The sequence below is a fragment of the Pseudonocardia benzenivorans CB1190 genome, from assembly GCF_000196675.2.
Taxonomy (GTDB): Bacteria; Actinomycetota; Actinomycetes; order Mycobacteriales; family Pseudonocardiaceae; genus Pseudonocardia; species Pseudonocardia benzenivorans.
This window is the reverse complement of sequence record NC_015312.1, coordinates 1,195,534-1,221,772: the sequence shown is the minus strand read 5'-3', so window position 1 is coordinate 1,221,772 and position 26,239 is coordinate 1,195,534. Positions and strand designations below refer to the sequence as shown.

General features: G+C 69.1%; 21 protein-coding genes and 3 pseudogenes. 11 read left to right on the top strand and 13 right to left on the bottom strand.

From position 1 onward, the window contains the following. The first annotated feature begins 12 nt into the window (after positions 1-12). Both PSED_RS05865 and PSED_RS05860 read left to right on the top strand, forming a co-directional pair. Positions 13-960: an acyl-CoA dehydrogenase middle domain-containing protein gene (locus PSED_RS05865; protein ID WP_013673335.1), complete on the top strand. Its 948-nt coding sequence runs from the start codon at positions 13-15 to the stop codon at positions 958-960. A gap of 1,107 nt (positions 961-2,067) precedes the next feature. Next, complete coding sequence (locus PSED_RS05860) at positions 2,068-2,700, top strand: DJ-1/PfpI family protein (protein ID WP_013673334.1); 633 nt, start codon at positions 2,068-2,070, stop codon at positions 2,698-2,700. A 565-nt stretch (positions 2,701-3,265) separates the two neighbouring features. Here the strand turns inward: PSED_RS05860 and istB are convergent. The 8 genes and pseudogenes from istB to PSED_RS35595 form a co-directional block, all read right to left on the bottom strand. Further along, a complete protein-coding gene (gene istB, locus PSED_RS05855) occupies positions 3,266-4,057 on the bottom strand; it encodes an IS21-like element helper ATPase IstB (protein WP_013672251.1) in 792 nt (263 codons plus the stop codon). Further along, positions 4,054-5,640 carry an IS21 family transposase gene (gene istA, locus PSED_RS05850; RefSeq protein ID WP_013672252.1) on the bottom strand — a complete coding sequence of 529 codons (1,587 nt, stop codon included), beginning with the start codon at positions 5,638-5,640 and terminating at the stop codon, positions 4,054-4,056. Before istA ends, istB begins: the two co-directional genes overlap by 4 nt. A gap of 130 nt (positions 5,641-5,770) precedes the next feature. Beyond that, positions 5,771-6,118 (bottom strand): annotated as a pseudogene (locus tag PSED_RS05845) (transposase); the annotation flags it as partial. Positions 6,119-6,180: 62 nt separating this feature from the next. Then, complete coding sequence (locus tag PSED_RS05840) at positions 6,181-7,413, bottom strand: IS110 family RNA-guided transposase (protein ID WP_013673333.1); 1,233 nt, start codon at positions 7,411-7,413, stop codon at positions 6,181-6,183. A 219-nt stretch (positions 7,414-7,632) separates the two neighbouring features. Further along, a pseudogene (locus PSED_RS05835) lies at positions 7,633-8,116 on the bottom strand (IS256 family transposase); the annotation flags it as partial. A gap of 17 nt (positions 8,117-8,133) precedes the next feature. Further along, positions 8,134-9,192: an IS110 family RNA-guided transposase gene (locus PSED_RS05830; protein ID WP_202946351.1), complete on the bottom strand. Its 1,059-nt coding sequence runs from the start codon at positions 9,190-9,192 to the stop codon at positions 8,134-8,136. 199 nt (positions 9,193-9,391) lie between these two features. Further along, positions 9,392-9,688, bottom strand: a pseudogene (locus tag PSED_RS05825) (transposase); the annotation flags it as partial. A 65-nt stretch (positions 9,689-9,753) separates the two neighbouring features. Then, positions 9,754-10,044: a transposase gene (locus tag PSED_RS35595; protein ID WP_158511295.1), complete on the bottom strand. Its 291-nt coding sequence runs from the start codon at positions 10,042-10,044 to the stop codon at positions 9,754-9,756. Here PSED_RS35595 and PSED_RS05820 point away from each other — a divergent pair. Together PSED_RS05820 and PSED_RS05815 are read left to right on the top strand one after the other, a co-directional pair. Then, positions 10,024-10,530, top strand: coding sequence for a hypothetical protein (locus PSED_RS05820; RefSeq protein WP_041759312.1), 507 nt, complete (start codon positions 10,024-10,026; stop codon positions 10,528-10,530). The two genes, PSED_RS35595 and PSED_RS05820, sit on opposite strands and share 21 nt — an antisense overlap. A gap of 442 nt (positions 10,531-10,972) precedes the next feature. Further along, the gene (locus PSED_RS05815; protein WP_041759310.1) at positions 10,973-11,551 is read left to right on the top strand and encodes a dihydrofolate reductase family protein; all 579 of its coding nucleotides are present in this window, start codon (positions 10,973-10,975) and stop codon (positions 11,549-11,551) included. A gap of 78 nt (positions 11,552-11,629) precedes the next feature. Here PSED_RS05815 and sigJ read toward each other — a convergent pair whose 3' ends face one another. Next, positions 11,630-12,517 carry an RNA polymerase sigma factor SigJ gene (gene sigJ / locus PSED_RS05810; protein ID WP_013673331.1) on the bottom strand — a complete coding sequence of 296 codons (888 nt, stop codon included), beginning with the start codon at positions 12,515-12,517 and terminating at the stop codon, positions 11,630-11,632. Positions 12,518-12,653: 136 nt separating this feature from the next. Between sigJ and PSED_RS05805 the strand changes: the two genes are divergently transcribed. Further along, entirely contained in the window at positions 12,654-13,700 is a 1,047-nt protein-coding gene (locus PSED_RS05805) for a nuclear transport factor 2 family protein (protein ID WP_013673330.1), read from the top strand. A 255-nt stretch (positions 13,701-13,955) separates the two neighbouring features. On the opposite strand, the gene PSED_RS05800 is transcribed toward PSED_RS05805, so the two are convergent. After that, positions 13,956-14,966 (bottom strand): bile acid:sodium symporter family protein, encoded by a 1,011-nt coding sequence (locus PSED_RS05800; RefSeq protein WP_013673329.1) that lies wholly within the window; start codon positions 14,964-14,966, stop codon positions 13,956-13,958. Between the two features lie 306 nt (positions 14,967-15,272). On the opposite strand from PSED_RS05800, the gene PSED_RS05795 reads away from it, so the two are divergent. The 3 genes from PSED_RS05795 to PSED_RS05785 all read left to right on the top strand — a co-directional run bounded on the left by PSED_RS05795 (position 15,273) and on the right by PSED_RS05785 (position 19,328). After that, entirely contained in the window at positions 15,273-15,830 is a 558-nt protein-coding gene (locus PSED_RS05795; RefSeq protein WP_013673328.1) for a potassium channel family protein, read from the top strand. Between the two features lie 123 nt (positions 15,831-15,953). After that, positions 15,954-17,429 carry a DUF2252 domain-containing protein gene (locus PSED_RS05790; RefSeq protein WP_013673327.1) on the top strand — a complete coding sequence of 492 codons (1,476 nt, stop codon included), beginning with the start codon at positions 15,954-15,956 and terminating at the stop codon, positions 17,427-17,429. A gap of 792 nt (positions 17,430-18,221) precedes the next feature. Continuing rightward, positions 18,222-19,328 (top strand): nucleotidyltransferase family protein, encoded by a 1,107-nt coding sequence (locus PSED_RS05785; RefSeq protein ID WP_013673326.1) that lies wholly within the window; start codon positions 18,222-18,224, stop codon positions 19,326-19,328. A gap of 326 nt (positions 19,329-19,654) precedes the next feature. On the opposite strand, the gene PSED_RS05780 is transcribed toward PSED_RS05785, so the two are convergent. The 3 genes from PSED_RS05780 to PSED_RS05770 form a co-directional block, all read right to left on the bottom strand. Further along, on the bottom strand, positions 19,655-20,413 hold the full coding sequence (locus PSED_RS05780; RefSeq protein WP_013673325.1) for a DUF3800 domain-containing protein: 759 nt from the start codon (positions 20,411-20,413) through the stop codon (positions 19,655-19,657). Positions 20,414-20,601: 188 nt separating this feature from the next. Then, positions 20,602-21,156, bottom strand: a complete 555-nt coding sequence (locus PSED_RS05775) for a P-loop nucleotide/nucleoside kinase family protein (RefSeq protein WP_013673324.1) — start codon at positions 21,154-21,156, stop codon at positions 20,602-20,604. Then, positions 21,156-22,013 (bottom strand): GntR family transcriptional regulator, encoded by an 858-nt coding sequence (locus tag PSED_RS05770; protein ID WP_013673323.1) that lies wholly within the window; start codon positions 22,011-22,013, stop codon positions 21,156-21,158. Before PSED_RS05770 ends, PSED_RS05775 begins: the two co-directional genes overlap by 1 nt. A 549-nt stretch (positions 22,014-22,562) precedes the next feature. Between PSED_RS05770 and PSED_RS05765 the strand changes: the two genes are divergently transcribed. Genes PSED_RS05765 through PSED_RS05755 form a run of 3 tightly spaced genes read left to right on the top strand, consistent with a single transcriptional unit; the run spans position 22,563 to position 26,094 of the window. After that, a complete protein-coding gene (locus tag PSED_RS05765; protein ID WP_013673320.1) occupies positions 22,563-22,886 on the top strand; it encodes a hypothetical protein in 324 nt (107 codons plus the stop codon). After that, complete coding sequence (locus tag PSED_RS05760; protein WP_013673319.1) at positions 22,883-23,845, top strand: hypothetical protein; 963 nt, start codon at positions 22,883-22,885, stop codon at positions 23,843-23,845. The genes PSED_RS05765 and PSED_RS05760 overlap by 4 nt, the downstream gene beginning before the upstream one ends. After that, positions 23,845-26,094 carry an FtsK/SpoIIIE domain-containing protein gene (locus PSED_RS05755; protein WP_013673318.1) on the top strand — a complete coding sequence of 750 codons (2,250 nt, stop codon included), beginning with the start codon at positions 23,845-23,847 and terminating at the stop codon, positions 26,092-26,094. Before PSED_RS05760 ends, PSED_RS05755 begins: the two co-directional genes overlap by 1 nt. Positions 26,095-26,239 lie beyond the last annotated feature (145 nt).

Sequence of the window (26,239 nt, the reverse complement as noted above, 5' to 3'; positions counted from 1 at the left end):
CGAGAGGTGACCATGAAGAACGACGACCTGCGCCCGTTCCCGTCGGCCGACCCGGCCGAGTTCGACATCATCGACGCGCTCCTCACGCACCTGCCGGCCTTGTGGTCCCCGGCCGAGGAGTCGGACGCCCCCGGCGTCAACGCGTTCGCGGTTCGCGACGCCTGGGACGCCCTGTGCGGCCACGGGATCAGCGGACTGCTCGTGCCGACGGAATGCGGGGGGCAGGGGGCGAGCCTCAGCCGTAGTCTCTCCGTGGCGTGGGCACTGTCGCGGATTCCGGCGCCGGTTCCGTTCCTGTCCACGGCGATCATCGCTCCGTTGGTCGCGATCGCGCTCGGCGAGCGTGGTCTGCTCACCGAGATCGCCACCGGCGACAGCGTGGTCGCGGTTGCCTTCGGAGGCCGGGTCGAGGGCGACGGTGAGTGGGACACCGTTGTGCACGGCGAAGTCACGAACGTCCTGCACGGAATCGACGCGGACCGCTGGCTCGTCGTCGCCCGGACCGCGGAGGACAAAGTCACGCTCCTGGCCGTCGACAGACCGGCGTCGGCGGTTCGCGAACCGGGGCCGGACCTCACGCGGCCGACAGCCCGCGCCCGGTTCGACGGCATGTCGGTCCGTCGTCTCGCTGAGGGCGTGGAGCCGCTGGTCGAGGAGGTCGTGCGGCGGGCGCATCTCGTCCGGTGCGTGGAGGTGCTGGCCGCGGCCACCGTCGCGGCGAGCCAGGATACCGCTGTGCTGAGCGCGGTTTCGGTGGCGGTCACGGCCGTGAGGTCGGCTGCGGCGGCGACCGATCTGCACGCCCGCTGCGAGCAGTCGCAGCTGCGGCTCGCGTGCGATCGGACCGCAACCGTCGCGCGGCTCGTCGGGGACCGGCGCCGCGGGGCTGGTTCGTTGCGATCGGAGCGGTGCGTGCAGCGTGCGACCAGTGCGTCGAGGTGGCTGCCGCCTGTTGCTTGATCAGCGCGGTGGCACCACCGCGGCGTGTCGCTGACCTTCGTCACAGGGGCGAGCAAGCCGCGATCGTCGTCGATCGTCCGCTGTCCACTCCGCTGCTCCGGGCGCTGCTCGTCGCCGACGACCTGCCGTTCGGGGTTCGATAGAGAGCTCGCGATGACGGCATCCCACCGCCGCATGCCGAGCAAGGTGTGCTCAGAGCGGCAGCCGAGCAGGATCGCGACCAGGACCCGATGCCGACGCTCCCGCGCCACTCGACATCCCCGGCGGCCGCCGGCCGCCGTCGACCTGCACGTGAGGCAGCGCAGCAGCTCGTCGGTCGCGCAGCCCGGGTCGGGCGCCTTGTCCCGCGCCAGGTCCGCCTGGTCGGGGCGGGTCAGCGAATAGCCGGTGGGAGCTCGACCGGGGTGAAGGCGCGACAACCGGTTGGGACGGCGTCATGGGTCGTGTGCCGTGGCGTGTTCCACGGCGGCATCAGCAGCTGGCCCGGAACTGGCCTTCAGCACGATCGACTCCCCCGCCCTCGACGCGCCCAGGGCAAGACGCTGTCGACTCGGCGGGTTGCCCACAGATTGAACGCGCCGCAGGCGGTCTGGTCGCGCACTCGGTGCGGATGTCGACCGCCGGCGCCCATCGGTCACAGTCCGATAGTTCGATCTTGCATAGGCGCCGAACACGCAGGCCACTGTGACCTAATTGGCCCGACACGCCGACACTCATATGTCGTTATTTATCGACACATCGACCTGTATCGGTTAGTGTCTACCCTCACGCCAGAGTGGAGGTTCTCCTACAGCATGGACTGAACCCTTGACCGGGGCGGGCGACAGGGCCCCGGCCTGAACGTCGCGCGTCGGTCCCCGGGCCGCGTGAGCTGCCGAACTGCCACCCCCGGCCGGCACCGGGACCAGCGGCCGCTGGCTCGCGATCAGAGCGAGCAACCGGGGATTACGAACCTGACCGTCGTGCTGGCCGACGCGGACGCATAGGGCAGCGCTACAGCTGGTCAGCGTGCCGTCGACGGCTTCGACAGTTCCCCCACGAAGGTACCTGCCCACATTCGCAATGGTGGGCTCTCGCGACCACTACCATCCTCAGAGGAACGTGATTATGCAGATCGCAATTGTTCTGTATCCCGGGTATACCGCACTCGACATCGTCGGACCATACGAGGTGTTGGCCCGACTGCCCGGAACAGAGGTTGTCTTCGTCGCCGAAGAGCCCGGACTCGTCACCAACGATCTCGGCAGCCTCTCACTGAACGCGGTGTCCTGCCTGGACGAGGTCACCAGCCCTGATGTCGTCGTCATCGGTGGCGGCCCCGGTCAGCTAGACCAGATGTCCGACGGGAAGCTGCATGAATGGCTGCGAGCAGTCGACCAGACCACGACCTGGACGATGTCTGTCTGCACCGGCTCCCTCATCCTTGCCGCCGCGGGCATCCTCAAGGGCCGACGAGCAACAACGTACTGGCTGGCGCTTGACCAGCTGGCAGAGTTCGGTGTCATCCCGACTGACGAGCGAGTCGTCGTCGACGGCAAGTACGTGATCGGTGCGGGCGTGTCGGCCGGTATCGACGCCGCACTCACGCTCGCAAGCCGCCTCGCTGGTGAGGACGGCGCACAAGCCGTCCAGCTGATCATCGAGTACGACCCCCAACCGCCGTTCTCCGCCGGATCGGCCGCCACCGCACCTCCAGCTGTGGTCGAGGACGTCAAACGGACACTGGCCGGACAGGTGTAGCCACCATCTAGCGTGGGCGGTCCGCTGCACCCGGTGCCGTAGGGGTCGAAGGTCTCGCCGCGGGCGCGTCCCAGCCGCGTCCACGGCAGCTCCGCGTCCTCCTCAGCCCAGTCGGCAAGACCCTGCGGGTGTCGGCGGCGTCGATCATGCCGTTGTCCCCTGGCCGGTGCGGTGGAGTCGTAGGGGTGCCCCGGGGTTCTCGTACGGGGCGCGAATCCGTTCCTTGAGCTCCTCCTGCGCCGCCGTGTCTGCGTTGCCCGCGCCCGGCCCGACCGTGTCGAGTACGGTGGCGGCCGGCTCGCCGTCCATGACCGAGATCCGGGCGTTGGGCCACATCATCAGGACCCGCGGCGAGTAGCCCCCCGTTACCAACTTGTTTGATCTCGGCAGGAGATCAGGTCTGCAGCCATGATCTCCGAGGCGCCGGCCAGGCTTGCTCGCCCGTTACCTGTCGTGTCAACGGCCAGCTTGATCTCCCCGCTGGCGGCCAGTAGTTCTCCCCACTGGTGGCCAGATACTTCTCCCCGACGGCGGCCAGATATTTCCCCGCCTCGGTCGTGCGTGGTCAGCTCAACGGGCTCACCCCCTTGCCGGCGGTGGCTTGTGCGAGCCGGTAGCTGTCACCGTCGGTGACGACGATGTGGGCGTGGTGCAGGAGCCGGTCGACCGTGGCGGTGGCCAGGGTCTTGGGCATGATCTCGTCGAATCCTGACGGGTGCAGGTTGCTGGAGATGGCCAGGGAGCGGCGTTCGTAGGCGGCATCGACGAGCCGGTAGAACCCTTCCGCGGCGTCCGGGCTGACCGGCAGGAGCCCGATGTCGTCGACGATGATCAGGTCCGTGCGGATCAGTCTCGCGAGTGCGCGGGTGATCGAGTCGTCGGCGCGGTGACGACGCACGAGGGCGCCGAGGTCTTCGATGGTGAACCAGGCCACGGTCATCCCCGTCTCGACCGCGGCCTGACCGAGGGCTTCGCAGAAGTGGGACTTCCCGGTCCCGGACGGCCCGCAGACGCAGAGGTTCTCCCGCCGGCTGACCCACTCCAGCGAGGTGAGGGCGTCTTGGGTGGGGCGCGGGATGCAGGACGCGCCCGCGTCCCAGTCGTGCAACGTCTTGCCGGCGGGGAACCCAGCTCGTTGGCGGCGGGTGCGCAGGTTCGTCGCGTCGCGGCCGGCGGCTTCCTCGGCCAGCAGCACCCGGACGAGCTCGGCATGGTCCCAGCGTTGTGCTCGCGCGGTGGGCACGAGTTCGACGAGGTGGCGGCGGATGTGGGGCAGCTTCAACCGCCGCGTCAGCGCGACGGCCTCGGCGAGCGGGTCCCCGCCCGATGCCGGCACTGATCCGGTGGCCGCGTTCATGACGGCCCTGCCGGGTCGAGCCCTGCCGGGTCGAGCCCTGACGGGTCGGTTTCGGGTGGTGGGGTGATGCCGAAGCCGGACCAGGCGGAAGTGCCGGGTTGCAAGCTGTGGTCCTCGCTGGCGCGGATGGTGGGCTTGTTGACGTTGCGGCCGGCTTGGTGGGCGAGGATGCGCAGGACGTCGTTCTCGGCGAACCGGCCCGCGACCGCGGCCGTGCCCAGCGCGCGGTCGACCTCGCCGGGTGGGTGCAGCTTCGCCAGCGCGACCGCTTCGGCCATCTTCCGGCGCACCCCGCGCGCACCCGCCCCGGCCGCCTCGACCAGCCAGGACGCTGCGCCCGGGCCGAGCGCCAGGAACTCGGCCTCCGCGGCACTGCCCGCGCGTGGGGTGCGTTCTCCGGCGGCGTTCGCGGCCGTGGTGGGTGGCGGGTAATGCTCGTCGCGGATCGAGGGCGTGCCCGGCGTCGAGCGGGCATGGCGGGCGACCTCTGTGGGGCCGCTGCCGGGTCCGTGCCCCTCCAACGGGGCATCGACGGCGGTGATGACCAGGTCGTCGCCGTGGAACCGGACCCAGACTCGAGTGTCGACCAGCTGATGCGGCACCGAGTAGCGCACCCCGTCGACCGAGACGGTGGCGTCCCAGTTCACCCGCCGGGTCGTGCCGAACGCGACGGTGAACGGCCGATCGGGCAACGGATGCAGCCGGGTGCGTTCCTCGGCCAACGCCTCGACCGGCGGGCGGCGGGTCTCCCGATGCGGCCGCGCGTTGACCTGCTCGCAGAAGCTTCGACACGCCGTCTCAAGCTGAGCGAAGGTGCGGTACTCCTCGAGCAGGTTCGCCGCGGTCGGGACGAGGTCGGCCTTGGAGATCCGCACCGTCGCTTCGGACCCGCCCTTGGACTGCGGGTCCGCCGGCACGCAGGTGCGGATCGTCATCCCGTAGTGCCGCCCGACCGCGACGATCTCCGGGTGGCGCACCGCGATCCCCGCGACATGATCGACCGACACGGTGCGTTCGTTGTCGGTCAGCGCGTAGGTCGGCACCCCGCCCAGCCGGCGCAGCGTGGTGTCGATGCAGGCCACGATCGTGGGCAGGGTGCGGTCGAAGACCGCGAGCACGACCCGGAACCGCGACCAGGCCAGCCACGCGCACCACAGATTCGTGCGGCGCCCGGCAACGCGGGGGCCCTCGCCCCAGTCCCACTGCAGCCACAGCCCCGGCTCGACCACCCACGGCCGAAACACCCGCCGCTGCCCGGCCCGCAGCCGGGCCTTCACCTGCGCGACGGTGCGGCGGGTGGTGCGCTCCCCGCCGGTGAAGCCCATCGCGAGCAGCCGCTCGTGCACCACGTCGGCGCGCACCCGCCCGTCGGAGCGCACCACCAGTTCTTCGATCTTGTCCAGGTACTCATCGATCGGTCGTGCCCGGTGCTCGCGAGCGACCGGGGGTTGACCGGCCTCCCGCAGCGCCACATAGCGGGCGACGGTGTGGTGATCACAACCGGCCAACTCCGCGGCGGCGCGGTAACTGCCCGTGAGGTCGAACGCCTCCAGGATCTCCATGATCTCCTCGTCTCGCTTCACCGGCAGACCCTCACCACCGGCATCGGATGCTTGATCACCGGGGAGATATCTGGCCGCCAGCGGGGAGATCGCTGGCCATCAGTGGGGCGGTAAATGGCCGCCTACGGGGAGTTTGGACTGGCCGCTGTCACGGGAAGATCCCAACCACGTCGGTGCGGCGCCGGGTCTCCCTGTTCAGCCGCTCGGAGGGGTTGTTCGACCAGATCTGGCGCCAGAGCTCCTTCGGGAAGCTCGCGAACGCCAGGACGTCGGCGCGGGCGTCGTCGAGGTGCTCGGCCACATTCGGCAACTTGTCGGCGACGGCGTCGAGGACGCGGTCGAACTGGGCGTGCACCGAGACGGCGTCGGGCTGGTCGTAGACCGAGTGCAGCAGCGCCCGCACCCACGGCCAGGACGCCTTCGGGGTCGCGGCCATCAGGTTGGCCGCATAGTGCGTCCTGCAGACTTCCACTGTCAACCTGCGAGCTATTCGATCTTCTGGATCGGCGCAGCATTGGCGGCCGCGCGGCCTGCTCGCCGGCGGCTGAAGAAGGGCGCTGGTCAGCCTGTGGTGAGTGCGGCCTGGGCGGTGGTGTGGCGTTTCGGGTCGTAGGGGGTGTGAGTGCTCCAGCAGGTCCAGAGCACGCGCATCCAGCGGGCGGCGAGGCCGCGAAGTGCGCGGTGGTAGTGCTGGCCGCGCTGGTCACGAGCGTCGCGGAACGCCGCCTTGGCCCAGGGTGCTTCCTTCATCGAGTTGTAGGCCCACCACATCGCGGCCTCGCGCAGGATCGTGTTGGCCGCGTAGCGGAAGCGGACCTTGCGCGATCGGCCGGAGGCGCGGGTGACCGGAGCCAGCCCGGACTCGGCGAGCAACGTCGCCGGCGTCGGGAACCGGGCGCGGTCCTCACCGATCTCGGCGAGCAGCGTTCCGGTGAGGACTGGCCCGACGCCGGGGAAGCTGGCGAAGATTGGCATGTCGGGGTGCTCGGTGACCGCGGCGGCGATGGCGTCGTCGTACTCGGCGAGTTGGGTGTTGAGCAACTGCAGCAGCCGGGCGAAGGACTGGGCGGAGTAGGACTTGCCCGCGACAGTGCCGGTCGAGGCAGCGAGCAGGTTCTCGCGCAGCCGCTCGGCGAGGACCTGGCCGGGAACCCGGCCGGTATAGCGGTGGCGGCTCAGGAACCCGTTCATCCGGGTGGTCTTGATCCGTGACGCCGCCGCCGGGGTCGGGTAGTCGAGCACGAAGTGCAAGGTGATCTGCCGGTCGACCGAGGAGAACAGCCGCGCGGGCGCGGGGTGGTAGGCCTCGAGGATCGCCCGCAGCTGGGACTCGGTGGCCTGCTGGGTCTGCTGGAGACGGTCCCGGTCGCGGGTCAACGCTTTGATCTCGGCCAGCAGCGGCGAGGGCGGGGTCAAGGCCCGCCAGTGCGGGTGCTCGTGGCGCAGCGTGTCGGCCAGCACGAACGCGTCGAACCGGTCGTCTTTGACCGCGGCGACCCGGTAGCGCTCCCGCGCCCGGGCGGCGATGCGCGGGGACACCGGAAACACGGTGTGGCCGCGGGCCTGCAGATGCTCGACGAGCAGCCCCTCGGCGCGCTCGACGGCGATCGGCAAAGCCCTCCCGTGCTGGGCGAGCGCGGTGTCGAGCTCGGTCAGCCCGGCGACGTCGTGTGTGACGCGCTGCTGGGTCAGCCGCGTTCCAGTGGCGTCGAGGACGCAGAGTTGGTGTTCGCTGCCGCCCCAGTCGACGCCGGCGAACGCCGGCCAGTCCCGCGAGTTGTCTCGATCGGACAAGACGTGCCCCTTCGGGTGACGGGTCCGCTCCGGGCCGATCCCCTTCGGGCGCTCATCCAGGTGCTCGTGGCACGACTCCCACTGGCCGATCGAGGAACGACCACCACCGGGAGGGACGAGTCTGCCGCTGGACCTCAAGGGTCACGCTGCCAAGGTCCTCTCCCGGTGGTGGAGGTGGACCAGCGGGAACTTCCCGCCGCTGCTGATGTTGACGGATGACCGCTGCCAGGCGGTCCCGGGCAGGGTCGCCCCGATCGCGGCGACCAGGCCGGCGTGGGCGTCGGAGGTGACCAGCCGGACACCACTGAGCCCTCGGGCGGTGAGGTCGCGGAAGAACCCGAGCCAGCCGGCGCCGTCCTCGGCGGAGGTGACCTGCAGCCCGAGGATCTCTCGATGCCCATCGGCGTTCACACCCGTGGCGAGCAGGGCGTGCACGTTGACCACCCGCCCGCCCTCACGGACCTTGAGCACCAGGGCGTCCGCGGCGACAAAGGTGTAGGGGCCCTGATCGAGCGGGCGGGACCGGAACTCCTCGACCTGGGCGTCCAGCTCCTGGGCCATGGTCGAGACCTGCGACCTCGACAGCCGGGTGATCCCGAGGGACTCGACGAGCTTTTCCATTCGGCGGGTGGAGACCCCGAGCAGGTAGCAGGTGGCGCGTGGTGAGGGCTCGTTCGGCGCGGCGGCGGCGTTCGAGCAGCCAGATGCTCCTATGCACTGTCAAGGGCGCGGGATGCGGAGAAGTCGGCGAGGACGGCCGCGTGGACCTCGCGGACGAGGAAGCGCTTCAGACACCGCATGATGTCCTTCTTGGACAGACCTTGAGCGGTGCGTCGCGCGACGTAGGCCCGGGTGGGGTTCGTGGTAGCGCAGGCGGGTCACCAGCGCCATGTGCAGGGCCGCGTTCGCCGCCCGGTCGCCACCTCGGTTGAGACGGTGGCGATCGCGACGCCCGGAGCTCGCCGGGATCGGGGCGGCCCCACACAGGTGTGCGAACGCGGCCTCGCTGCGCAGCCGGTCCGGGTTGTCGCCAGCGGTGACCAGCAGCTGGCCGGCGATCTCAGTGCTGATGCCCAGCAGCCCAGTGGTCCGCGGCGCGGTGCGCTGGGTCAGCGGCCGCAGCTGACGGTCCGCGGCGGCCACCTCCTCCAGGAGCGCCTGGACGCGTCGAGCGACCGCCCGGAGGGCTGCCTTGGTCGCCATCGTCGGGTCGGCGAGTCGAGAGTCGTCGATGCGAAATCCTGCGCAGCGACGGACCAGCATCATCGACGAGAGCCCGGACAGGCTCTCGCGCAAAGGGGCAGGAGCGGTGACGAGCAGGCCGTGGAGCTGGTTGAGCGCGGCCGTGCGGGCCTTGACCGCGCCGCGTCGTGCCACGCGCAGGGCGCGGATCGCTTCGACCGGCCCACCGTGGGTCTTGGGCACTCCGCTGGCCTCTCCGGACAGCGCGGCCCGGGCTGCCGCCAGCGCGTCGAGCGGATCAGACTTGCCCTGCCGTCGCCGAGCACGGCGGTGGGGCCGGTCGACCTCGACTACCTGCACCCGGTGCTCTGACAGGGCCGTGGCCAGCCCGGCGCCGTAGGCGCCAGTTCCTTCCACGCCGACCAGAGCGACGGGCCCGAAGGACTTGAGCCAGCCGATCAGCTGGGCGTAGCCGGCTCTGGTGGCCGGGAACTCCCTGTCGCCGAGGACTCGGCCGAGCCCGTCGACGGCGGCGGCATGGTGGGTCCTGCCGTGGGTGTCGACACCGCCGTAGATCTCTTCCGCCGTGCTGGCCACGCTCGTCCTGCCGTTCTCTCGTGCGAACCCGATGCCACGGGCCCGGACGGGCGGCGGACAAGACAGTGACGGGGCGCTGGGGTCAAGCTCCTATGAGGTCACGACGCCCGCCCGGGCCAGTGCGAGAGCAGGCCGCGGTCCCGTCGACGGATCTGGCTGAAGACACCGCGGTCAGTCAGGGAACGAGTCAGACGCGAGCGGCCTGCTCTCGCTGATCATTCTCACTGTCGGGGAAGTAGGAGCCGTTGCGCAGCTTCGGGATCGCCACGTCGATCGTGCCGGTGCGGGTGTCGAAGTCGCGGTGACGGTAGCCGTTGCGGGTGTTCGTGCGCTGCTCGGAACGCTCGCCCCACGCCGCCCCGCAGACGGCGTCGGCATCGGCGGACATGAGCGTGTTGATGAACGTGGTCAACATCTGTCGCAGCAGGTCGGGACTCGCCTGGGACAGCTGCTCGTGCAGGAAATGGGTCGGGTCGATACTGGAGGGTGCGGTCATCGCGTGGAACTCCTGAAGCACTGTGGAAGGTCTCCAGAAGATCACGCGATGGCCGCCCTCCCCGTCTACGCCCGCCCCTCACCAGGGCCGGGTCGCACACCACCCTGGTGGACGCCACTGCGCGGAGTCTTCCCCGCAGCGACGCGTCGAGCGACATAGGCCCGAGTGGTGTCACAGCAACGCAACCGTGTGAGCGCGATGGTGTGCACGGCGTGGTTGAGGGCCCTGTCACCGCCTCGGTTGAGCCGGTGCCGAACAGTGCGCCCGCTGCTGGCCTGCAGCGGACTCGTTCCGGCAGGCGCCGCGAACGCAGCATAGTTTCGACACCGCCCGGGATGAGAGAAGCTGACGATCACCTGAGCTGCGCTGACAGGTCCGACGCCACGACGATCAGTCAGGCCCGGGACGAGATCGTCAACGATTACCCGGAGTTGGCCGCGGTTGCGCTCCAACGCGTGAGCGCCCTCGCGGACCGCAACAGCCAGGCGGCGCAACTCGCCGTGACGCACGGCATCGGCGCGATCGGTGCCGACACGACATCGCCGCCGGGCCACCGCAGCCAGTACGGCGCCGTTGAGTCGGCCACGAGCAATTCCGCGGTCGGCGTCATCCCCGCCCAGCAACAGGGCCCGCAGCCGGTTGGTCTGCGCGGTATGGCTCCGGATGAGGTCCTGGCGGGCGCCGAGCAGGATTCGAAGCGCTTCACGGTCGCCGTCCGCGCGTGGGGTCGGGACCCGGTCAGGGTCACAACGCAGCGCGGTGAGCACGGGCAGGTGCGCGTCGATGGAGTCGGACTCGCCGCGCCCGCGACGGGCCGCGCGGTGGGTGTGCGCACTCGATGACCAGCAGCCCGGCCGCGGTGGCTGCACGCGCCAGCCCGACCCCGTAACTGCGCGTTCCCTCGATCGAGATCGCGAGCCGAGGTCCCGGTGAGTGCTCGAGGACCCAGGCGAGCAGTGCGGCAAGGGGACGGGGTCACGTCGGCACCGGCCTGGCTGGAGTCACCGAGTGGCACATCTGTGACGGGTCACGCCGCAGGGCGGACAGGGCTTCTGATCAGGCCAACCTGGTGGGCCAGGCCGGTGCCGGCAACCACGCCAGACACGTCGGTTCGAAAGGCACGCTGGAACGGCCAGATGAGTTCGGAGTCATGCCGTGGTCACCAGCACCGAGCCGGGTGGTTCTCCATCCCGGAGCACCAAATCCGAGACTCACAGATGAGTTCCGATGCGGTCGTGGGTCTGCATCTCGACACCGAACGGGACCACATCCTGGGGGACCATCATGACCGCCACGTACACCTTCGACGTCTTCTCCAGCCTCGACGGCTTCGGCGCAGCGGGCGGCGACTGGACCGGCTACTGGGGCAAGCAGGGCCCCGAGCTCCTCGACCACCGCCTCGACCTGTACCGCGAGGAACAGCGGATGGTGTTCGGCGCCAACACGTTCCGCGCGTTCACCCAGATGCTGGCCCCGGATTCCGGGATCGACGAGGTCCGCGACCCGTGGGTGACGCGGATGACGACGATGCCGGCGACCGTCGTCTCGACGACGCTGCGGGAGCCCCTCGACTGGCCGGACGCGACGGTCGTCAGCGGTGACGCCGTCGACGTCGTCGCCCGGCTCAAGAAGGAGTCCGACGTGCCGCTGCGCTCGCACGGCAGCCTCGCGATGAACCGGGCGCTGATGGGCGCGGGCCTGGTCGACCTCGTCCAGGTGACGCTGTTCCCCGTGATCACCGGCCGCACGGGGCTGGGCCCGATCTTCGCGGGCGCGGCGGACTTCGACCTCGAGCTCGTCTCGCAGCGCACGCTCGACCGCCACATCCAGGAGCTCGTCTACCGCCCGACGCTCCACCCCTGAGTCCTCCCCCGCCGATCGGTCCCCGGCGAGCCGGTGGCCGTGCCGTTCAGGCCACTGGCGAGCCGGTGGCCGTGCCGTTCAGGCCGGGGCCCACGTCCGGAGCTTCGCGGGGTTGCGGACCGCCCAGATGCGCGTGATCCGGCCGGCCACGACGTCGAAGGCGAAGACCGTGAGGGTCGCCCCGTCCTTCCGGGCGACCAGGCCGGGCAGGCCGTTGACGGTGCGTTCCAGCAGCGTCACTCCGGGCGCCACGCGGGAGATCTCGACGTAGGCGCGGGCCACCTGCTCACCGCCACGGATCGGCTCCCGGTGCGCGGGCACGACTCCGCCGCCGTCGGCGACCGCCACCACGTCCGGGTCGAGGAGCCCGACGAGCGCGGCGATGTCCTTGGCCTCCCACGCCCGCCGGAAGTCCCGGACGACCGCGGCCTGTCCGGCCGCCCCGGAGACCGCGGCCGGGGCCGCCCCGATCCGGCGCCGGGCGGACGTCGCCAGCTGCCGGCAGGCCGCCGGGGTGCGCCCGACGACCTCGGCGACCTCGGCGAACGGGTAGCGGAACACGTCGTGCAGGACGAACGCGACCCGCTCGGCCGGGGTCATGGCGTCGAGCACCACCAGGAACGCCATCGTCACGGACTCGTCGAGCGTCACCTGTGAAGCGGGATCGGCCGGGTCGGCGGGTTCGGGCAGCGGCTCGGGGACCCAGTCCCCGACGTACGTCTCGCGGGCGGCCCGCGCCGAGCGGAGCTGGTCCAGGCACACCCGCCCGGCGACCCGGGTCAGCCAGGCGCCCGGGTTCCCGATGCCGCGGCGGCCCTCGTCGGAAAGGCCGTACCAGCGTGCGTAGGTCTCCTGCACCGCGTCCTCGGCCTCGGCGAGCGAGCCCAGCAGGCGGTAGGCGAGGTTGAGCAGCTGCCGTCGCTCGCGCACGACCACGTCGATCGCGGGATCCGTACCGTCTGTCATGGGCCCTCCCGTCGTGTCCACACTTCCCTACTCGACGCGCCGGACCGGCGTTCTGTGAGGCGCCACCTCACAAAGCGGCCCACTGCGTCGTCGAACCCGGGTGAGCCGCACGGCTCCAGGACACCCGAGGAGAGACATGACCGACCAGGCCATCGCCGACCGCGTCGAGATCGAGGCGCTGCGGGGCGAGTACAGCGACGCGGTGATGATGCGCGACCGCGCGCGCCTCGCATCCCTCTTCACCGCCGACGGTGTGCTGCGGATGCCGAACGTCCCGGTCGAGCTGACCGGACGCGACGAGATCCGCACCGGCGGGGAACGCCTCCAGGCGAACTGGGACTTCTTCGTCCAGACGACGCACCCGGGCTCCATCCGGCTGGACGGCGACGTCGCGACCGGTCGCGCCCACGTCCAGGAGCTCGCCCGCACCCTCGACGGCCGGGAGGGGGTGAACTTCGCGATCTACCACGACCGCTACCGGCGCACGGACGACGGCTGGAAGTTCGCCGAGCGCGTCTACGAGGTCCGCTACCTCGACACCACAGCTCTCGGTGGCGCCGCGCCGGGGCCGGCCGCGTCGTTCGCCGAGGCGGTGCCCGCCGAGCGTCTCGAGAAGGCGGCCGCGGCCCTGGCCGCCAACGGCTTCGGCGTGGAGATCCTCGACGACACCGCAGCTGCGCGCCGCCGGGTCCGGGACCTGCTTCCCGAGGGAGCGGCGGTGTTCACGTCCGCGAGCGAGACGCTGCGGCTCTCCGGCATCGACGCCGACGTCAACACCGGCAGCCGGTACTCCCCCGTCAAGCCGCGTGTCCTGGCCATGGACCGCGCGACCGCCGCCGACGAGATCCGACGTCTGATCTCTGTCCCGGACGTCGTGGTGGGCAGCGTCGCCGCGGTCACCGAGACCGGCTCGATCGTCGTCGCGTCGGGCAGCGGCAGCCAGGTCCCGGCTTGCGCAGGCGGGGCGGGCAGCGCGATCTGGGTGGTCGGGGCGCAGAAGGTGGTGCCCGACCTCGCGACCGCGCTGCGCCGGACCGAGGACCACGCCCTGCCGCTGGAGAGCGCCCGCACCGAGGCGGCCTACGGTTGGCCCAGCGCCGTCAACAGCCTGCTCGTGCTCAACGCCGAGCAGCGTCCGGGCCGGGTCACGGTCCTGCTGCTGCGGGAGGCCGTCGGCTTCTGAACGCGCGCCGGTCGCGCCCTCCGGACGAGGATGCCGGACCGCACGCCCGCGGCAGCGCGCCGCGGGGCGCAGGAACGGAACGGGCGGCGCCCCGCCGTCGCGAGGATCGCCTGCCTGACCTCACGATGTCCTCGGTCGTCCGGGCGACGCCCGCCCGCCCACGTGTCGGTCTCGACGCACTCACGGTCATCGTGAGCCCGTTGCCGGCGTTCGTCCCGAACAGCCCGAGCTTCGGCCTCGGGACAGCACCTTCCGTCACGGCATGTGTCCGGCGCCTTCAGGGGTCGGTGGCGCGGCGGTCGGAGCCGGTTCGGACTTCTTCCGGGGTCGCGCCCGTCCCCACTCGATGGCGAGCACCAGAAGGATGACGATCCCGATCGTGTTGATGACCGTCACCGACACGTTCGCCAGGGGCTGCGTGTAGTTGAAGATCGTCACGACGATCGCGCCCGTGATACTGCGCTGCGCGGTCGTGATTATCGATGCGTGCCTGGTCGCCGTACTCCTGCGACTGATGAGGCTGCCGAGTGCGATACCGAGGACCGGGACGGCGATCGCCGCGACATAGGCGCCCCACCACACCTCGGCGAAGAGGCTCGTGAACGCGAAGATGAAGAGATTCACGTACAGAACCAGGCAGGTGAGCTGGACGACGAGCAGCGGACGCACCCAGCTCGCCACCACCTCTTCGTAGCGAAGGCGCATCAGACAGCCGACGAGCAGCGGAAGGATCACGAACGCGAGCAGTGGCCAGGCGATGCTCCAGATCCCGATCCGCTGCACATCGGGCACGACGGCGGACACGGCGATCGGCAGCACCACCGGCACGAGGACGACCGTCACCACCACCATGACCAGGAACAGCGACGTGGACATGGCGACGTCGCCCCTGGCCAGGCGGGTGATCGCCGGGGCGAACGGCGCACCGGCCGCCAGCGCGACGATGCAGAAACCGATCTTGATGTCGGAGTCCACGGGCGCTATGGCGGCGAACCCGATGAGGAGCGCCGGGAGAATCACGAAGTTGATGAGCAGCACCCGGACGGCCGCCCGCCAGTTCTGGAAGAAATGTCCCAGAATGTGCCCCACCTCGAGACGCAGGCCGAGGGTGAAGGAATTCAAGATCGCGAACAACAGGCCGAACGAGTTGATGACGACCAGCAGTTCGTCGCTCGGCACGTCGCCCTCCTCGTCCTGCACGCGCGGGTCATCCGACTTCCGGTCCTGACAGATCGACGTGCGCGCACCGGCCCCGGCGTACGTCATCGCGACATGTACCGCCGCTCCGCGAAATGCGGTCGAGATGCCGCCGGATCCGCGGGGAAACCGATCGCGCGCCCTGGGCGGAGCGGGCGAAACGCCATCCTCCGGGCCGGGCGCGCCCGTGCATCACCTGAATCGAGTGAGCCCCCGGCAAGGCTTCCCCCGCAGAATCCGACGCCCACGGGAAGCGGGCACCGGCACCCGTGTCGGCGGCGACGACGGAGCGTGCCGCGCACCAACGGGTCGCGCCGCACCGACGCGAGTTCGGCCGCCTGCGTGGGAGACGAGCAGGGGGGCGGCATTCGTGCGGTGGACGTCGTGATCGATCCCGACGGGACGGTGCCCCCGGCCCGGCCGGACGCCGGTCCGTCGGCCGGCCGGATCGTCTGGACCGCCGTGCGGGTGGCCGCCTCGGTCGCCGCGCTGCTGACCCTCTACTACGTACTGCCCCTCGATCACTCGTCCGTCCCGGCGGCGCTGACCATGCTGCTGATCGGGCTGGCGGGCTTCGCCGTCCTGGTCTCCGTACAGGTCCGCTGGATCCTCCGGTCACAGTTCCCCACCCTGCGTGGTGTCGAGGCGCTGGCCACGAGCGTGCCGTTCTTCCTGTTGCTGTTCGCCGCCAGCTACATCGCACTGGCCGCGCTGGCCCCGGACAGCTTCGGACGGCCCCTGACCCACACCGACAGTCTGTACTTCACGGTGACGGTGTTCAGCACCGTGGGCTTCGGCGACATCACCGCCCATACGCAGCCGGCACGTGTCCTGGTCACCGTGCAGATGATCACCAACCTCGTGGTCCTCGGCATCGGCATCAGGGTCATCGTCGGTGCCGTCAAGCGCGGTCGGACGAAGAACGATCACTGAGCGAGGAGCAGAGGGGTCCCCGGCCTGGTCACGGGGTCCGACGGATTCGCACCCCGCGGGTGAGCCGGGACAGGGCTGCACCAGGTATTCCGGGAACCGATCTCTGTACAGGAGGTGTGGCGAGTGGTCGCCAAGATGATCGTGCATCCCAGCATCGCGGACCGTGAGGCCCAGGGGCTGATGGCCCGGGACCGGTCGGAGCCGTCGGCCCACTCCGGTTGGCGCCCGGCGACGGACCGGCCGAACCCTGTCTCGCTGCTCGAGGAGCAGGACGCCACCCGCGAGCCCGACCTGGTGCCGGTCCGTCACGGCCGGATGATGGCGTCGCCGTTCACGTTCTACCGGGGCGGGGCGAAGATCATGGCGGTCGACCTCAAGGACACGCCGACCGCCGGTCTGGACGTGCAGCTGTGCGGCGACGCGCACCTGTCGAACTTCGGAGCGTTCGCCTCCCCCGAACGGAGGCTGCTGTTCGATGTGAACGATTTCGACGAGACGCTGCCTGGGCCGTTCGAGTACGACGTGAAGCGGATGGCGGCGAGCTTCACGATCGCCGGTCGGAACAACGGTTTCTCGGCCGCGGACGCCCGGGCGTCGACAATTGCGTCCGTCACGGCCTATCGGGAGGCGATGGCCGAGTTCGCGCAGATGCGCACGATGGACATCTGGTACGCGCGCATGGATGAGGACACGCTGATGAACGCCGTCCGCGGCGTCGTGGCCGAGTCCGAGAAGCGGGGGAAGGACACGAAGGGAAAGCAGGCGAAGAAGGAGAAGATCGCGGCGAAGGAGGCCAGACGGGCGGCGAAGACCGCCGAGAAGAACATGGCCAAGGCGCACACCCGCGACAGCCTGCAGGCGCTGTCCAAGCTCGGGGAGCTGGTCGACGGGCGGTACCGCATCGTCAGCCAGCCGCCGATCGTCGTCCCCGCACGCGAGCTGGCCCCCACGTACGGCATGTCCCCCGACGACGTCGAGCGCACGATCCGCGAACAGCTCCGCGCCTACCGGGCGACCCTGCAGGACGACCATCGCCACCTGCTGGAACGCTTCGAGGTGGTCGACGTGGCGCGCAAGGTGGTCGGCGTCGGCAGCGTGGGCACCCGGGCGTTCATCGTCCTGCTGCAGGGCCGCGACGCCGACGACCCACTGTTCCTCCAGGTCAAGGAGGCCACCGCGTCGGTGCTCGAAGCCCACCTGCCACGCAGCCGCTACAAGCAGCACGGCGAGCGGGTCGTACGCGGCCAGCGGATGATGCAGGCCTCGAGCGACATCTTCCTCGGCTGGACCCGGGGCGTCGACGTGCAGCGGCACTTCTACTGGCGGCAGCTGCGCGACATGAAGGGTTCCGCCGTCGTGGAGGCGATGTCACCGCTCGGGCTCACCTTCTACGCGCGCACGTGCGGGTGGACCCTGGCGCGGGCGCACGCCCGATCCGGCGACCCGATCGCCATCTCCGAGTACCTCGGCGACGACGACGCGTTCGACCGGTCGATCACCGACTTCTCCGAGCGGTACGCGGACCAGAACGAGCAGGACTACGAGGAGTTCGTGAAGGCGATCCGATCCGGGCGGCTGGAGGCGCTGGAGGGCGTCTGACGAGACCGCGGCCCGACCCGCGCACACGAATGCCGGAGGGCCCCCGACCATGCTGGTCAGGGGCCCTCTGGTGTAGTAGCGGGGGCAGGATTCGAACCTGCGACCTCTGGGTTATGAGGCGATCGGGCATACTCTCCGGCTGTTCCAGCCGCTCTTGGCCGTTACGTCCTCGACGCCACGAGCAGCAAAGCGTGCTCCAGCCGGACGCGCGCATCGCGCGCCTCGTCTCATCCTCAGCGCCCCATCAGCCGACAGCCCGTGACCACTGCCGTGACCACGCGGCGCCTCGGATCGCCGAGCAAGGGTCACTGGCCAAGCCAGAGCGATGGGCCGGGCAGAGTGACAGATATTGAGGCCTGTCACAGCCGGTGTCACAACTGTTCTCCCAGTTCAGGCCTCCTGCAGGTACATAGTGACAAAGGGGGTAAAGGACCTCCCGTCCTCGCGCCACCGCGCCGCTCAGTCACATCCCGGGTCTTGCTCATCGCGAGGCCAGCGGGTTGAACCGAGAGTCACACGGGCGGCCACTTCCAAGTGAACGCCGTTGTGCAGAGCCCGACATCCTAAGCGACCTCGCGACAAGGGTTTGGGGCGCGCGCTGCGCGCGCGATTCACGCGACAACCACCGCGTCTCCGACCCTTGCAGTATTGAGGAGGCCTCAGACCTCCGCGCGCAGCGGGCACGGCGCCGATCCTCCCCGCGCCTGCAAGCGCTCCGCACAGCGATGAACACCGTGAACCGCAACGCTACGCCGCGGGCCCCGAATTGCATACTTGAGGTACGGTGCGACCGTGACTCTGCCCGCGTCTCGAAAGCAGCTCGACAAGCTCGGTCGCCGAATTGCGGCCGCCGGCAGGCTGCCCGTCGACGACCGCGACCTCTTTTCAGATGTCATCGACTATTACCAGATGCTACTCGACCGTGTAGCACTGACGCTGACAGAACATGGATTTCGACCAACGGCGCGAGTCAAAACGACCGGGACGTTGATTGATAAGCTCATACGCGAGCACGGCATGCAGCTCACTCGAATCAATGATCTCGCCGGAGCCAGGATCGTCATTGATGGCAGCCGCCTTGATCAGGATCAAGCGGTGCAGAACATCTGCTCAGCATTTCTAGACTGCGAGAAGCAGCCCGTGGTGCTCGATCGCAGGACTCAACCAAGTTTCGGATACCGAGCAGTTCACGTCATTGTCTACCCTGAAGGATTTCCTGTCGAGATACAGGTCAGAACCGATCTTCAGGACGCCTGGGCTCAGATCTTCGAACGCCTCGCTGACCAGTGGGGGCGACGCATACGGTACGGAGAGGCGCCCGATCCCGGCCAAGCAGTCAGGATTCCAATGCACACCAAGGCCTACATACTCGGTGTATTTTACCGCCTCAGCGAGGTCATTGATTCCATTGAAGATGGAGAAGCGATCTCTTTTGAACGACGTGAAGCGATCGCAGGACTGGAGGAGGTCGGCCAGGCATACACGACGGTCGGAAGATATCCACCTGAGCAGGATCAGGTTGTTCATGACGCCTATCTGCGGACCCGCGAAGCTCTATTGCGTCTCGGAAATAGATACATCGCCCGGCGCCGCCTAAACCGCCTGACGCGGAGGTACCTAAAGAAATCTCGCCGCGATCCGATGGGAATCCAGAAATTCATAGAAGAGATTACTAGCGCAGCGCGCAAGAAGCTGGTAGAATCCGAAAAAGGTAGAATCGAATCTGAGGAAGTTGCGAGACTCATCCTTAGAGCTATGTCGGGAATCCCGGAGGGAGGGGCAACGAATGAGCAAGTTTCTTCTAGTATTCGATCGGCGTTTAGGTCAACCCTTGGAGCTGACGAGCGTCAACGCCACAGCAACATCTTCGGGCGCGGCTCGGCTCGCCGCAGAAGATAGGTATCGAGGAAACCCCGACGTCGAAGTCGTGATTCTTTCGGCCGACTCGGCCGACGACTTGCCCCGGACCCATGCGCGGTACTTTGAGAACTTCGCACAGCTCGCTTCCCGCGCCGCCCTAAGCAACTAGAACCTTCTGAGGATCACAAGGGGTGACGCGAGTCCACTGTCCTCCCCTGCAGCCCTTCCGACCTGCGTTTACGGAATCAAGGGCGTAGGCTACACTGTCTCCGCCGGGGCCCTTAGGAGCCTGCCGGGGATCGCCAGCGGTGCTGCCATCGCTCTCCTTCAGTGGATCGGCCCCCGGAGGCCCCTAAGGTCCTCGACTACTTCGTGCAATGTAGGCACGGAAACCAGCGGGCTTTCCTGATTATACCGCTGTCCGGCATCGACATAATGCCGAGAGGTATCGCGCATTGCTCACTGTTGCGGAGCTGATGCCAGATGCCCAGCAAGTACGAAGGCTCGACGTACCCAAAGTCTCCGGAAGGCCAGGTCGCAGCCTTTAAGAATCCGCCGTAGATGTCCGCCGCCTGACTCTCAAGATAGGTATCTGAAGCCACCCAGCGGAGACCTTGCTCCATATGGAATGGCACCCTGGGATCCAATGAGGCCTCACGGCGGATGTAGGTCTCGGTCGTCCGATGATCGTGTCCCTTAACGTGCCCGTACCGGGTCCAGACTCGCGCGTCTTGACCTTTCCAGTTGCGAGCCGCCCAGAGACTGGCCTTGTAGGCTTTGAAAGCGATGTAGTTGTAGAACCGCTGGTTATCGGTTAGATAGCTGTCTGCTTTGAGTGCCGACTTCACGACATAGACATAACAAACCTTCAAACCCGCAACTGAACCTAGAACCTCGACTGCACGCTTCCGCCGATCATGACTCTTCAGGTTCTCCTTCCACGACATGACCGAATTCTCCGGGACGTTAAAGTCGGAGCGCAACTGTAATACCGCGCGTCTCAGGTTCAGCGAGCCAACAGAGTCAACTAAGACGGCAGCCATACCGAAGATCGGACTGGACGTCGAGCCAGGACCTCGATCACCCGTCTCGTCAATGTAGACATTGACACTGTCGCTCGCCATGGTGACTGCCGATCCTACGCTCCCGAACCTTCGACCCCATCACCGGTATCAAACCTCCTAGCGAGCGACCATTTGGCCCTATCCTGAATGGGCTATTTAGCCTATCTGATTCATGCAGGGACGCGTGCGCGGGCCACTCTGACAACACTGAAACGATCGCCTCAGTACCAAACCCAGATCCATTCGCGCTACCGCGCCTTCGCCACATGAACCGTCGCCTGACCGTTGATCAGCTCAGCGGCTGCATCCGGGCAGTAGAGGCTGGTGTCAATCGCGACCACTGGCTGCATGAGCACGGGCGTCCGATCCCAAAGCCACAACCGCTCGGTCGTGTCGCCTGTCGCACGTGCGATGATGCGCTGTTCGGCGACTTCGCGCGGACAAGATAGCGCAACGACGAGCCAGTGGGCACCGGGTATGGCGGCAACCACAGCATCGATGACCTCCGGCTGGCCGGCATGCACGACTGGCACGCCTCGGTCTAAGTACTCAACGAGCGTTTGCCGATCAATAGCGTAGAGCGCGTCGTAACGCTGATTCTCCCAGATTATTTCGCCTTGCTCACGTAAGGCATCGATCGTGGCCTGGTCGGTGAGGCGATAGCCCGCGGTACGTCCACCGCCTACCTTGAGCCTGCGGAACAGCTCGTAGCGAGGGTTAAGACGGCGCAGCGCTCCAGTGACGGTGTCCTTCCCAGACGCCGGCGGGCCGTAGAGGATGACTCCGAGCGACGTTGACGCCACTACTGCACCTTTTCGAGAGCGGCGGCGAGCAGCGCCTTTGCCTGGGTCTGGAGAGGTTCGCCGGACGCGCTGTTGTCGATGAGATAGTGGTCCCCTGGCGGCCGGAACTGAAGATCAAGCGACGTAAGGTACGCCGGCCAATCTTCGATCTTGGATGCGTCGCGTGCTGCACCTCGATGGCGGATGTAGGTCAGCATCGTCTCGGCATCGCAGTAGACCCAGACAAGGGTGAGGTGGGCGTTCATGTCGGCACATGTGGCGCGTGTCCTGTTCACCCACGCTTCGTCGTGAAACTCCTTGACGAAGGGGGCCGTCACGATCACGCTGCTGCCACATTGCAGGTTCTCCAGCATCGCATTCGTCAGGCATTCATACTCACGCGGACGAATCTCCGTGAGGTACTGCTGAGACTCGCGGTCGTTTGCCGATAGCCCAAGGGCGACCAAGGCGACCTCGACCACGGCGCGAGTGATGGTGTCCTTATCGAGCATCGGCCAGCCAGTCTCTCGGGCCAGCATCCGGCCAAGCTCAGACTTCCCGCAGCCTGCGTATCCACCGACCATGAGGACGTTCGGCCGGGTGGTCCTGACCTCGTTGCGGCGGGCCTGCTCGGGTGCGTGAACAAACCGGCCGGCACGGGCCTTGCTCACGACCACACCCTCGTCGATCAGCACGCGCATGGCCTCGTTGATCGTGAAGACGCTGACGCCCCACTGGCTCGCCAGGTCACGGGTAGACGGCAGGGGCTGCCCGTCGCGAAGGACGCCGGCGGCGATGTCGTTGCGGATGTTGCGCGCTACCTGCTGGTGCAGGGACTCCGATCGAGAGATGCGTGCGGACCGGTCGCCGGGTGACATGGACGCTCCGTCGGGGTAGGAGGCGACTGACCAGCCGATCCTATCAGTGACCTAACAGTGGGTCGAGCGGAGTCACCCCAGGTCAGACGCCAGTTTGCGAGTCTCGTTGACCTAACAGTTGACCGGTGATCAGTACAACTGTTAGCTTCTCGTCGTCGCCGCAGCAGCGGGGCCGAACGATCGGAGGCAGCGTGATCACCCAGAACCACTACCCGGACGGTCTGACCGAGGTCGTCATCGACGCTCTGCTCATCGAGACCGGAGCGGCCTTGCCGGTCCGCCGGGCGACTCGGTCGCGGGTGAGTCGCGCGCGTCGGGACGGACGTGCCGCGGTGATCCCTCTGCCGGTGCGCCGGGTTGGCACCTTCGTCCCTGCTGGGGGCGAAGCCGCATGAACGGCGAAGTCGCGACCACCGAGGACCAGCCCGGCGGCCACATCCGCCAAGACGCATCCGCCGGGCCGGCTCTCCCCAACCACCACAAGGCAACCAAGGAGACTGCGATGGTAGAGCCGACCCCGACCCCGGCGAACAGCTCCGGTGGTGCCCGATGAGCGGGTCCACGATCGTCGTCCTGCTCCTGATCGCCGCGGGGATCGGGCTGGTCTGGTCCTGGGTCGCCGGCGCCAAGGCCGGGCGCGCCGTGGCGAACACGATGCACCAGGCCGGCCGCGCCGGCGGTATCGCCGGCCGCTCCCTGGCCATCGCGGTCGCGGTCGTGGCGGTGCAGTGGGTGGTGGTCCGCATGACCACCGACGTCGTCGCCATCGCCGCCGTGCTCGGCGTCCCGGCCGTGCTGTCGGGGAACACGGTGGCCCGGCTTCTCGCCGGTCCGGCGGACGTGCTGCGTGTGTCCCGAGGGAGCATCCGATGACCGCCCTGGCGAGGAGCACGGGCCGGGTGGATCGGCTCGCCGAGCAGGCCGCCGACGCCGCCGCGGTGCGTGCCTTGACCACTCACCCCGATGTGATCGCGCTGCGCGTCGAGCGCATCCGGTCGCAGGTCGACGCCCTGCTGTGGGCGGGGATCGTGCTCGGGCTGGCATTCACGATGGTCAACGTCCAATCGTTCGCCGCCGGCGGCGCGGACCCGTTCGCCGCCGCCTGGTGGGTGGCCTGGTTGCTCGATCCGATGGTGTCGCTGGTCCTGCTCGCCGTTCTTCGGGCCGAGCAGGTCACCGCCCGCTACCAGGTCGCCCTGCCGGCATGGGGCCGGCGGACGAAGTGGCTCACGTTCGCGGCCACGTACGTGATGAACACGTGGACGTCGTGGGGGCTGGCCGGCGCGCCGCTGTCCTGGTCGGGGGTGGTACTGCACTCGGTCCCGCCGCTGGTCGTGTTCGCCACCGCCGAGAGCGGCCCCGGCCTACGCGACCGACTCACCGAGGCGGTCCGGCGTGCGCTGACCGAGCATGCGGCGGGGGAGGGCTCGACAGGGGGCGATACGGCGGGCGCGCCGACGACTGACGTCGCGGTTCACGAGCAGCCGGCCGAGCCGGTTCGTGAACCCGCCGCCGAGCCCGTCCCCGCGGCGGTCACGCGGCCGGCGGCCCGTCGTGCGCCGCGTCGGCCGGCCCGGCCGGTGCCGCGCCGGCTGCTGGCCGACTACCTCGCCGACGCCCGCACCGCCCTGCACACCGCCCACGCCGCCGGCGAGGTAGTGGAGCCGTCACCGACCTGGTGCCGGCAGGTGACGGGCTGCTCGGCCGGCACCTCGGTCAAGCTCGCCGCCGCCCTCCGCACCGACCAGCCCACCCCTGCCCCGACCGCTGTCCCGTCCGATCTTCCGTCCCGCAACGGCCGGCCCGGCGCCGGTGAGGAGGTGGCCGCGTGATGAGCGAGCAGCCCATGAACCCGCACCCGAACGATGAGAACGCGAACGCCGACCAGGCCGAGCAGGAGGCCGGCGACGGTGGCCGGGTGCTCGACTTCCCCGCCCGCCCTGTCGAGCTCACCGCGCCCGCCGACGAGCCGGCCGTGTTGGAGCGGGACCGGTTCCTTACCGGCGAGATCGTGAACCACCCCGACGATGCCGGCGGCGGCCGGCCGGTGCTGGTCGATGCGCCGGCCCCGCGCCGGCCCGACGGGGTGTTGCCGTGGATTGGTCGGGAGATCGAGCGCCGGCCGATCATCGCGCCGTGGCTGCGCCACCGCGACGACATCCGCGACGCCGCCCGCTGGGCCACCGGATGGGCTTGGCATGCCGCCGGGTTCCACACCGTCCGGGCTCCGCTCTACGCGGCGCGGTTGGCCGCACGATCCCCGCGGGGTGCAGTGGTGGCGCTCGCGAACGCGGGCCGCTGGGTGGGCGACGCGGAGTCCAAGCCCCTACGCGACGGCGCGATCCGCGGCCGCGAGGCCGACCAGTTCCTCCGCTTGGCTGCGGCGCGGGCCGAGCGGGTCCGGGCTCGGCGCCGGCTCGCCGTGGTCGCGGTGCTGGCCGGCGCGGCCGGGCTGGTCGCGCTGGACACGTGGGCGCCCGGCTGGCTGCTCGGGCTGCTCGCCGTCGCCGCGGTGCTGCTGCTCGGGCGGGTCGGAACCACCCCGGACAAGCCGGTCACCGGCCGGTCGGTGGTGGCGCACAAGCCGACCCGGCTCACGTCCGATCTCGTGGTGCGGGCGTTGGGCGCCTTGGGATTGGGTGAGATCAACAAGGCCATGTCGAAGGGCGCCAACGGGATCACCTTCCCCGCCCCGATCACCCGCGACGGCCCCGGCTGGCGCGCCGACGTCGACCTCCCGTACGGGGTGACCGTGTCCGACATCGTTGAGCGCCGCGACCGGCTCGCCTCCGGGCTCCGGCGTCCGCTCGGCTGTGTATGGCCCGAGCCGGCGCACGACGCGCACGCCGGCCGGCTGGTGCTGTGGGTGGGCGATCAGGACATGAGCCAGGCCAAGCCCCGCCCCTGGCCGCTCGCCGCGCACGGTCAGGCCGACCTGTTCCGGGCCGTCCCGTTCGGGATGGACCAGCGCGGGCGGCTGGTGTCGATCCTGCTCATGTTCGCCAACGTCCTCATCGGCGCCATGCCCCGCTTCGGCAAGACCTTCGCGCTACGGGTGCTGCTGCTCGCCGCCGCCCTCGACCCCAACGCGCAGCTGCGCATCTTCGAGCTGAAGGGCACCGGCGACCTGTCCCCGCTCGAGGGCTGCTGCCACCACTACGCGAGCGGTGCCGACGACCAGACCATCGACGCCGCGATGGAGTCGCTGCGCGAGGTCTACGCCGAACTCAACACCCGGGCCAAGCGGATCGCGGGCCTGCCGCGGGAGCTGTGCCCGGAAAACAAGGTCACGCCCGAGCTTGCCGCCCGTCGTGAGCTGGGGCTGTTCCCGCTGGTGGTGGCCATCGACGAGTGCCAGGAACTGTTCTCCCACCCCGACCACAAGGACGAGGCCGACCGGCTGGCCACCGGGATCATCAAGCGCGGCCCGGCGATGGGCGTGATCCTGATCCTGGCCACGCAGCGGCCGGACGCGAAGTCCCTCCCGACCGGGGTGTCCTCGAACGTGGGGATTCGGTTCTGCCTGCGGGTGATGGGGCAGACGGAGAACGACATGGTGCTCGGCACGTCGGCGTACAAGAACGGGATTCGGGCGACGACGTTCGGGCCGCGGGACAAGGGCATCGGCTACCTGCTCGGCGCCGCCGACGAGCCCCAGATCGTGCGCTCGGCCTACATCGACGGCCCGACCGCCGAGGCCATCGCCGGCCGCGCCCGCGCCCTGCGGGAGCTGGCCGGCACGATCACCGGCCACGCCGCCGGCGAGACCCGCACCGACGACCGCCCGGCCCGCTCGATCCTGGCCGACGTCGCCGCAGTGTTCGCCCCGGGCGAGGACCGGCTGTGGTCCGACACGATCGCGGCGCGGCTGGTGCAGCAGTGGCCCACGACCTACCCGGGCACCACCCCGGCCACCCTGGCCGCGCTGTTGAAGCCCTACGGCCTGGCGCCGGCGCAGGTGTGGGGCACCGACGAGACCGGCACCGGACGCAACCGGCGCGGCTACCTGCGCGACGCCATCACCACCGCATGGGAGGAGACCGAGCGGCGCCGGCGCCGCACCGACGGTGACAACCGGTGACCGATCGGCGGGCCCGGCTGCCGGCCGCTGCTAGCGGCCGGGCCCGCTAGACCTAGCACCCACCGCTAGCGCCCGGCACCGCATCTGATCAGCCCGCTAGCAACCTAGCGCCACCAGCACAAACACCCTCCCAACACCCTCCACA

Coding starts and splice junctions, on each gene's coding strand:
- PSED_RS05865 (WP_013673335.1), top strand. CDS start 13: ATGAAGAACGACGACCTGCGCCCGTTCCCGTCGGCCGACCCGGCCGAG.
- PSED_RS05860 (WP_013673334.1), top strand. CDS start 2,068: ATGCAGATCGCAATTGTTCTGTATCCCGGGTATACCGCACTCGACATC.
- istB (WP_013672251.1), bottom strand. CDS start 4,057: ATGAACGCGGCCACCGGATCAGTGCCGGCATCGGGCGGGGACCCGCTC.
- PSED_RS05820 (WP_041759312.1), top strand. CDS start 10,024: ATGAGAGAAGCTGACGATCACCTGAGCTGCGCTGACAGGTCCGACGCC.
- PSED_RS05815 (WP_041759310.1), top strand. CDS start 10,973: ATGACCGCCACGTACACCTTCGACGTCTTCTCCAGCCTCGACGGCTTC.
- sigJ (WP_013673331.1), bottom strand. CDS start 12,517: ATGACAGACGGTACGGATCCCGCGATCGACGTGGTCGTGCGCGAGCGA.
- PSED_RS05805 (WP_013673330.1), top strand. CDS start 12,654: ATGACCGACCAGGCCATCGCCGACCGCGTCGAGATCGAGGCGCTGCGG.
- PSED_RS05800 (WP_013673329.1), bottom strand. CDS start 14,966: ATGACGTACGCCGGGGCCGGTGCGCGCACGTCGATCTGTCAGGACCGG.
- PSED_RS05780 (WP_013673325.1), bottom strand. CDS start 20,413: ATGGCGAGCGACAGTGTCAATGTCTACATTGACGAGACGGGTGATCGA.
- PSED_RS05770 (WP_013673323.1), bottom strand. CDS start 22,013: ATGTCACCCGGCGACCGGTCCGCACGCATCTCTCGATCGGAGTCCCTG.
- PSED_RS05765 (WP_013673320.1), top strand. CDS start 22,563: ATGAGCGGGTCCACGATCGTCGTCCTGCTCCTGATCGCCGCGGGGATC.
- PSED_RS05760 (WP_013673319.1), top strand. CDS start 22,883: ATGACCGCCCTGGCGAGGAGCACGGGCCGGGTGGATCGGCTCGCCGAG.
- PSED_RS05755 (WP_013673318.1), top strand. CDS start 23,845: ATGAGCGAGCAGCCCATGAACCCGCACCCGAACGATGAGAACGCGAAC.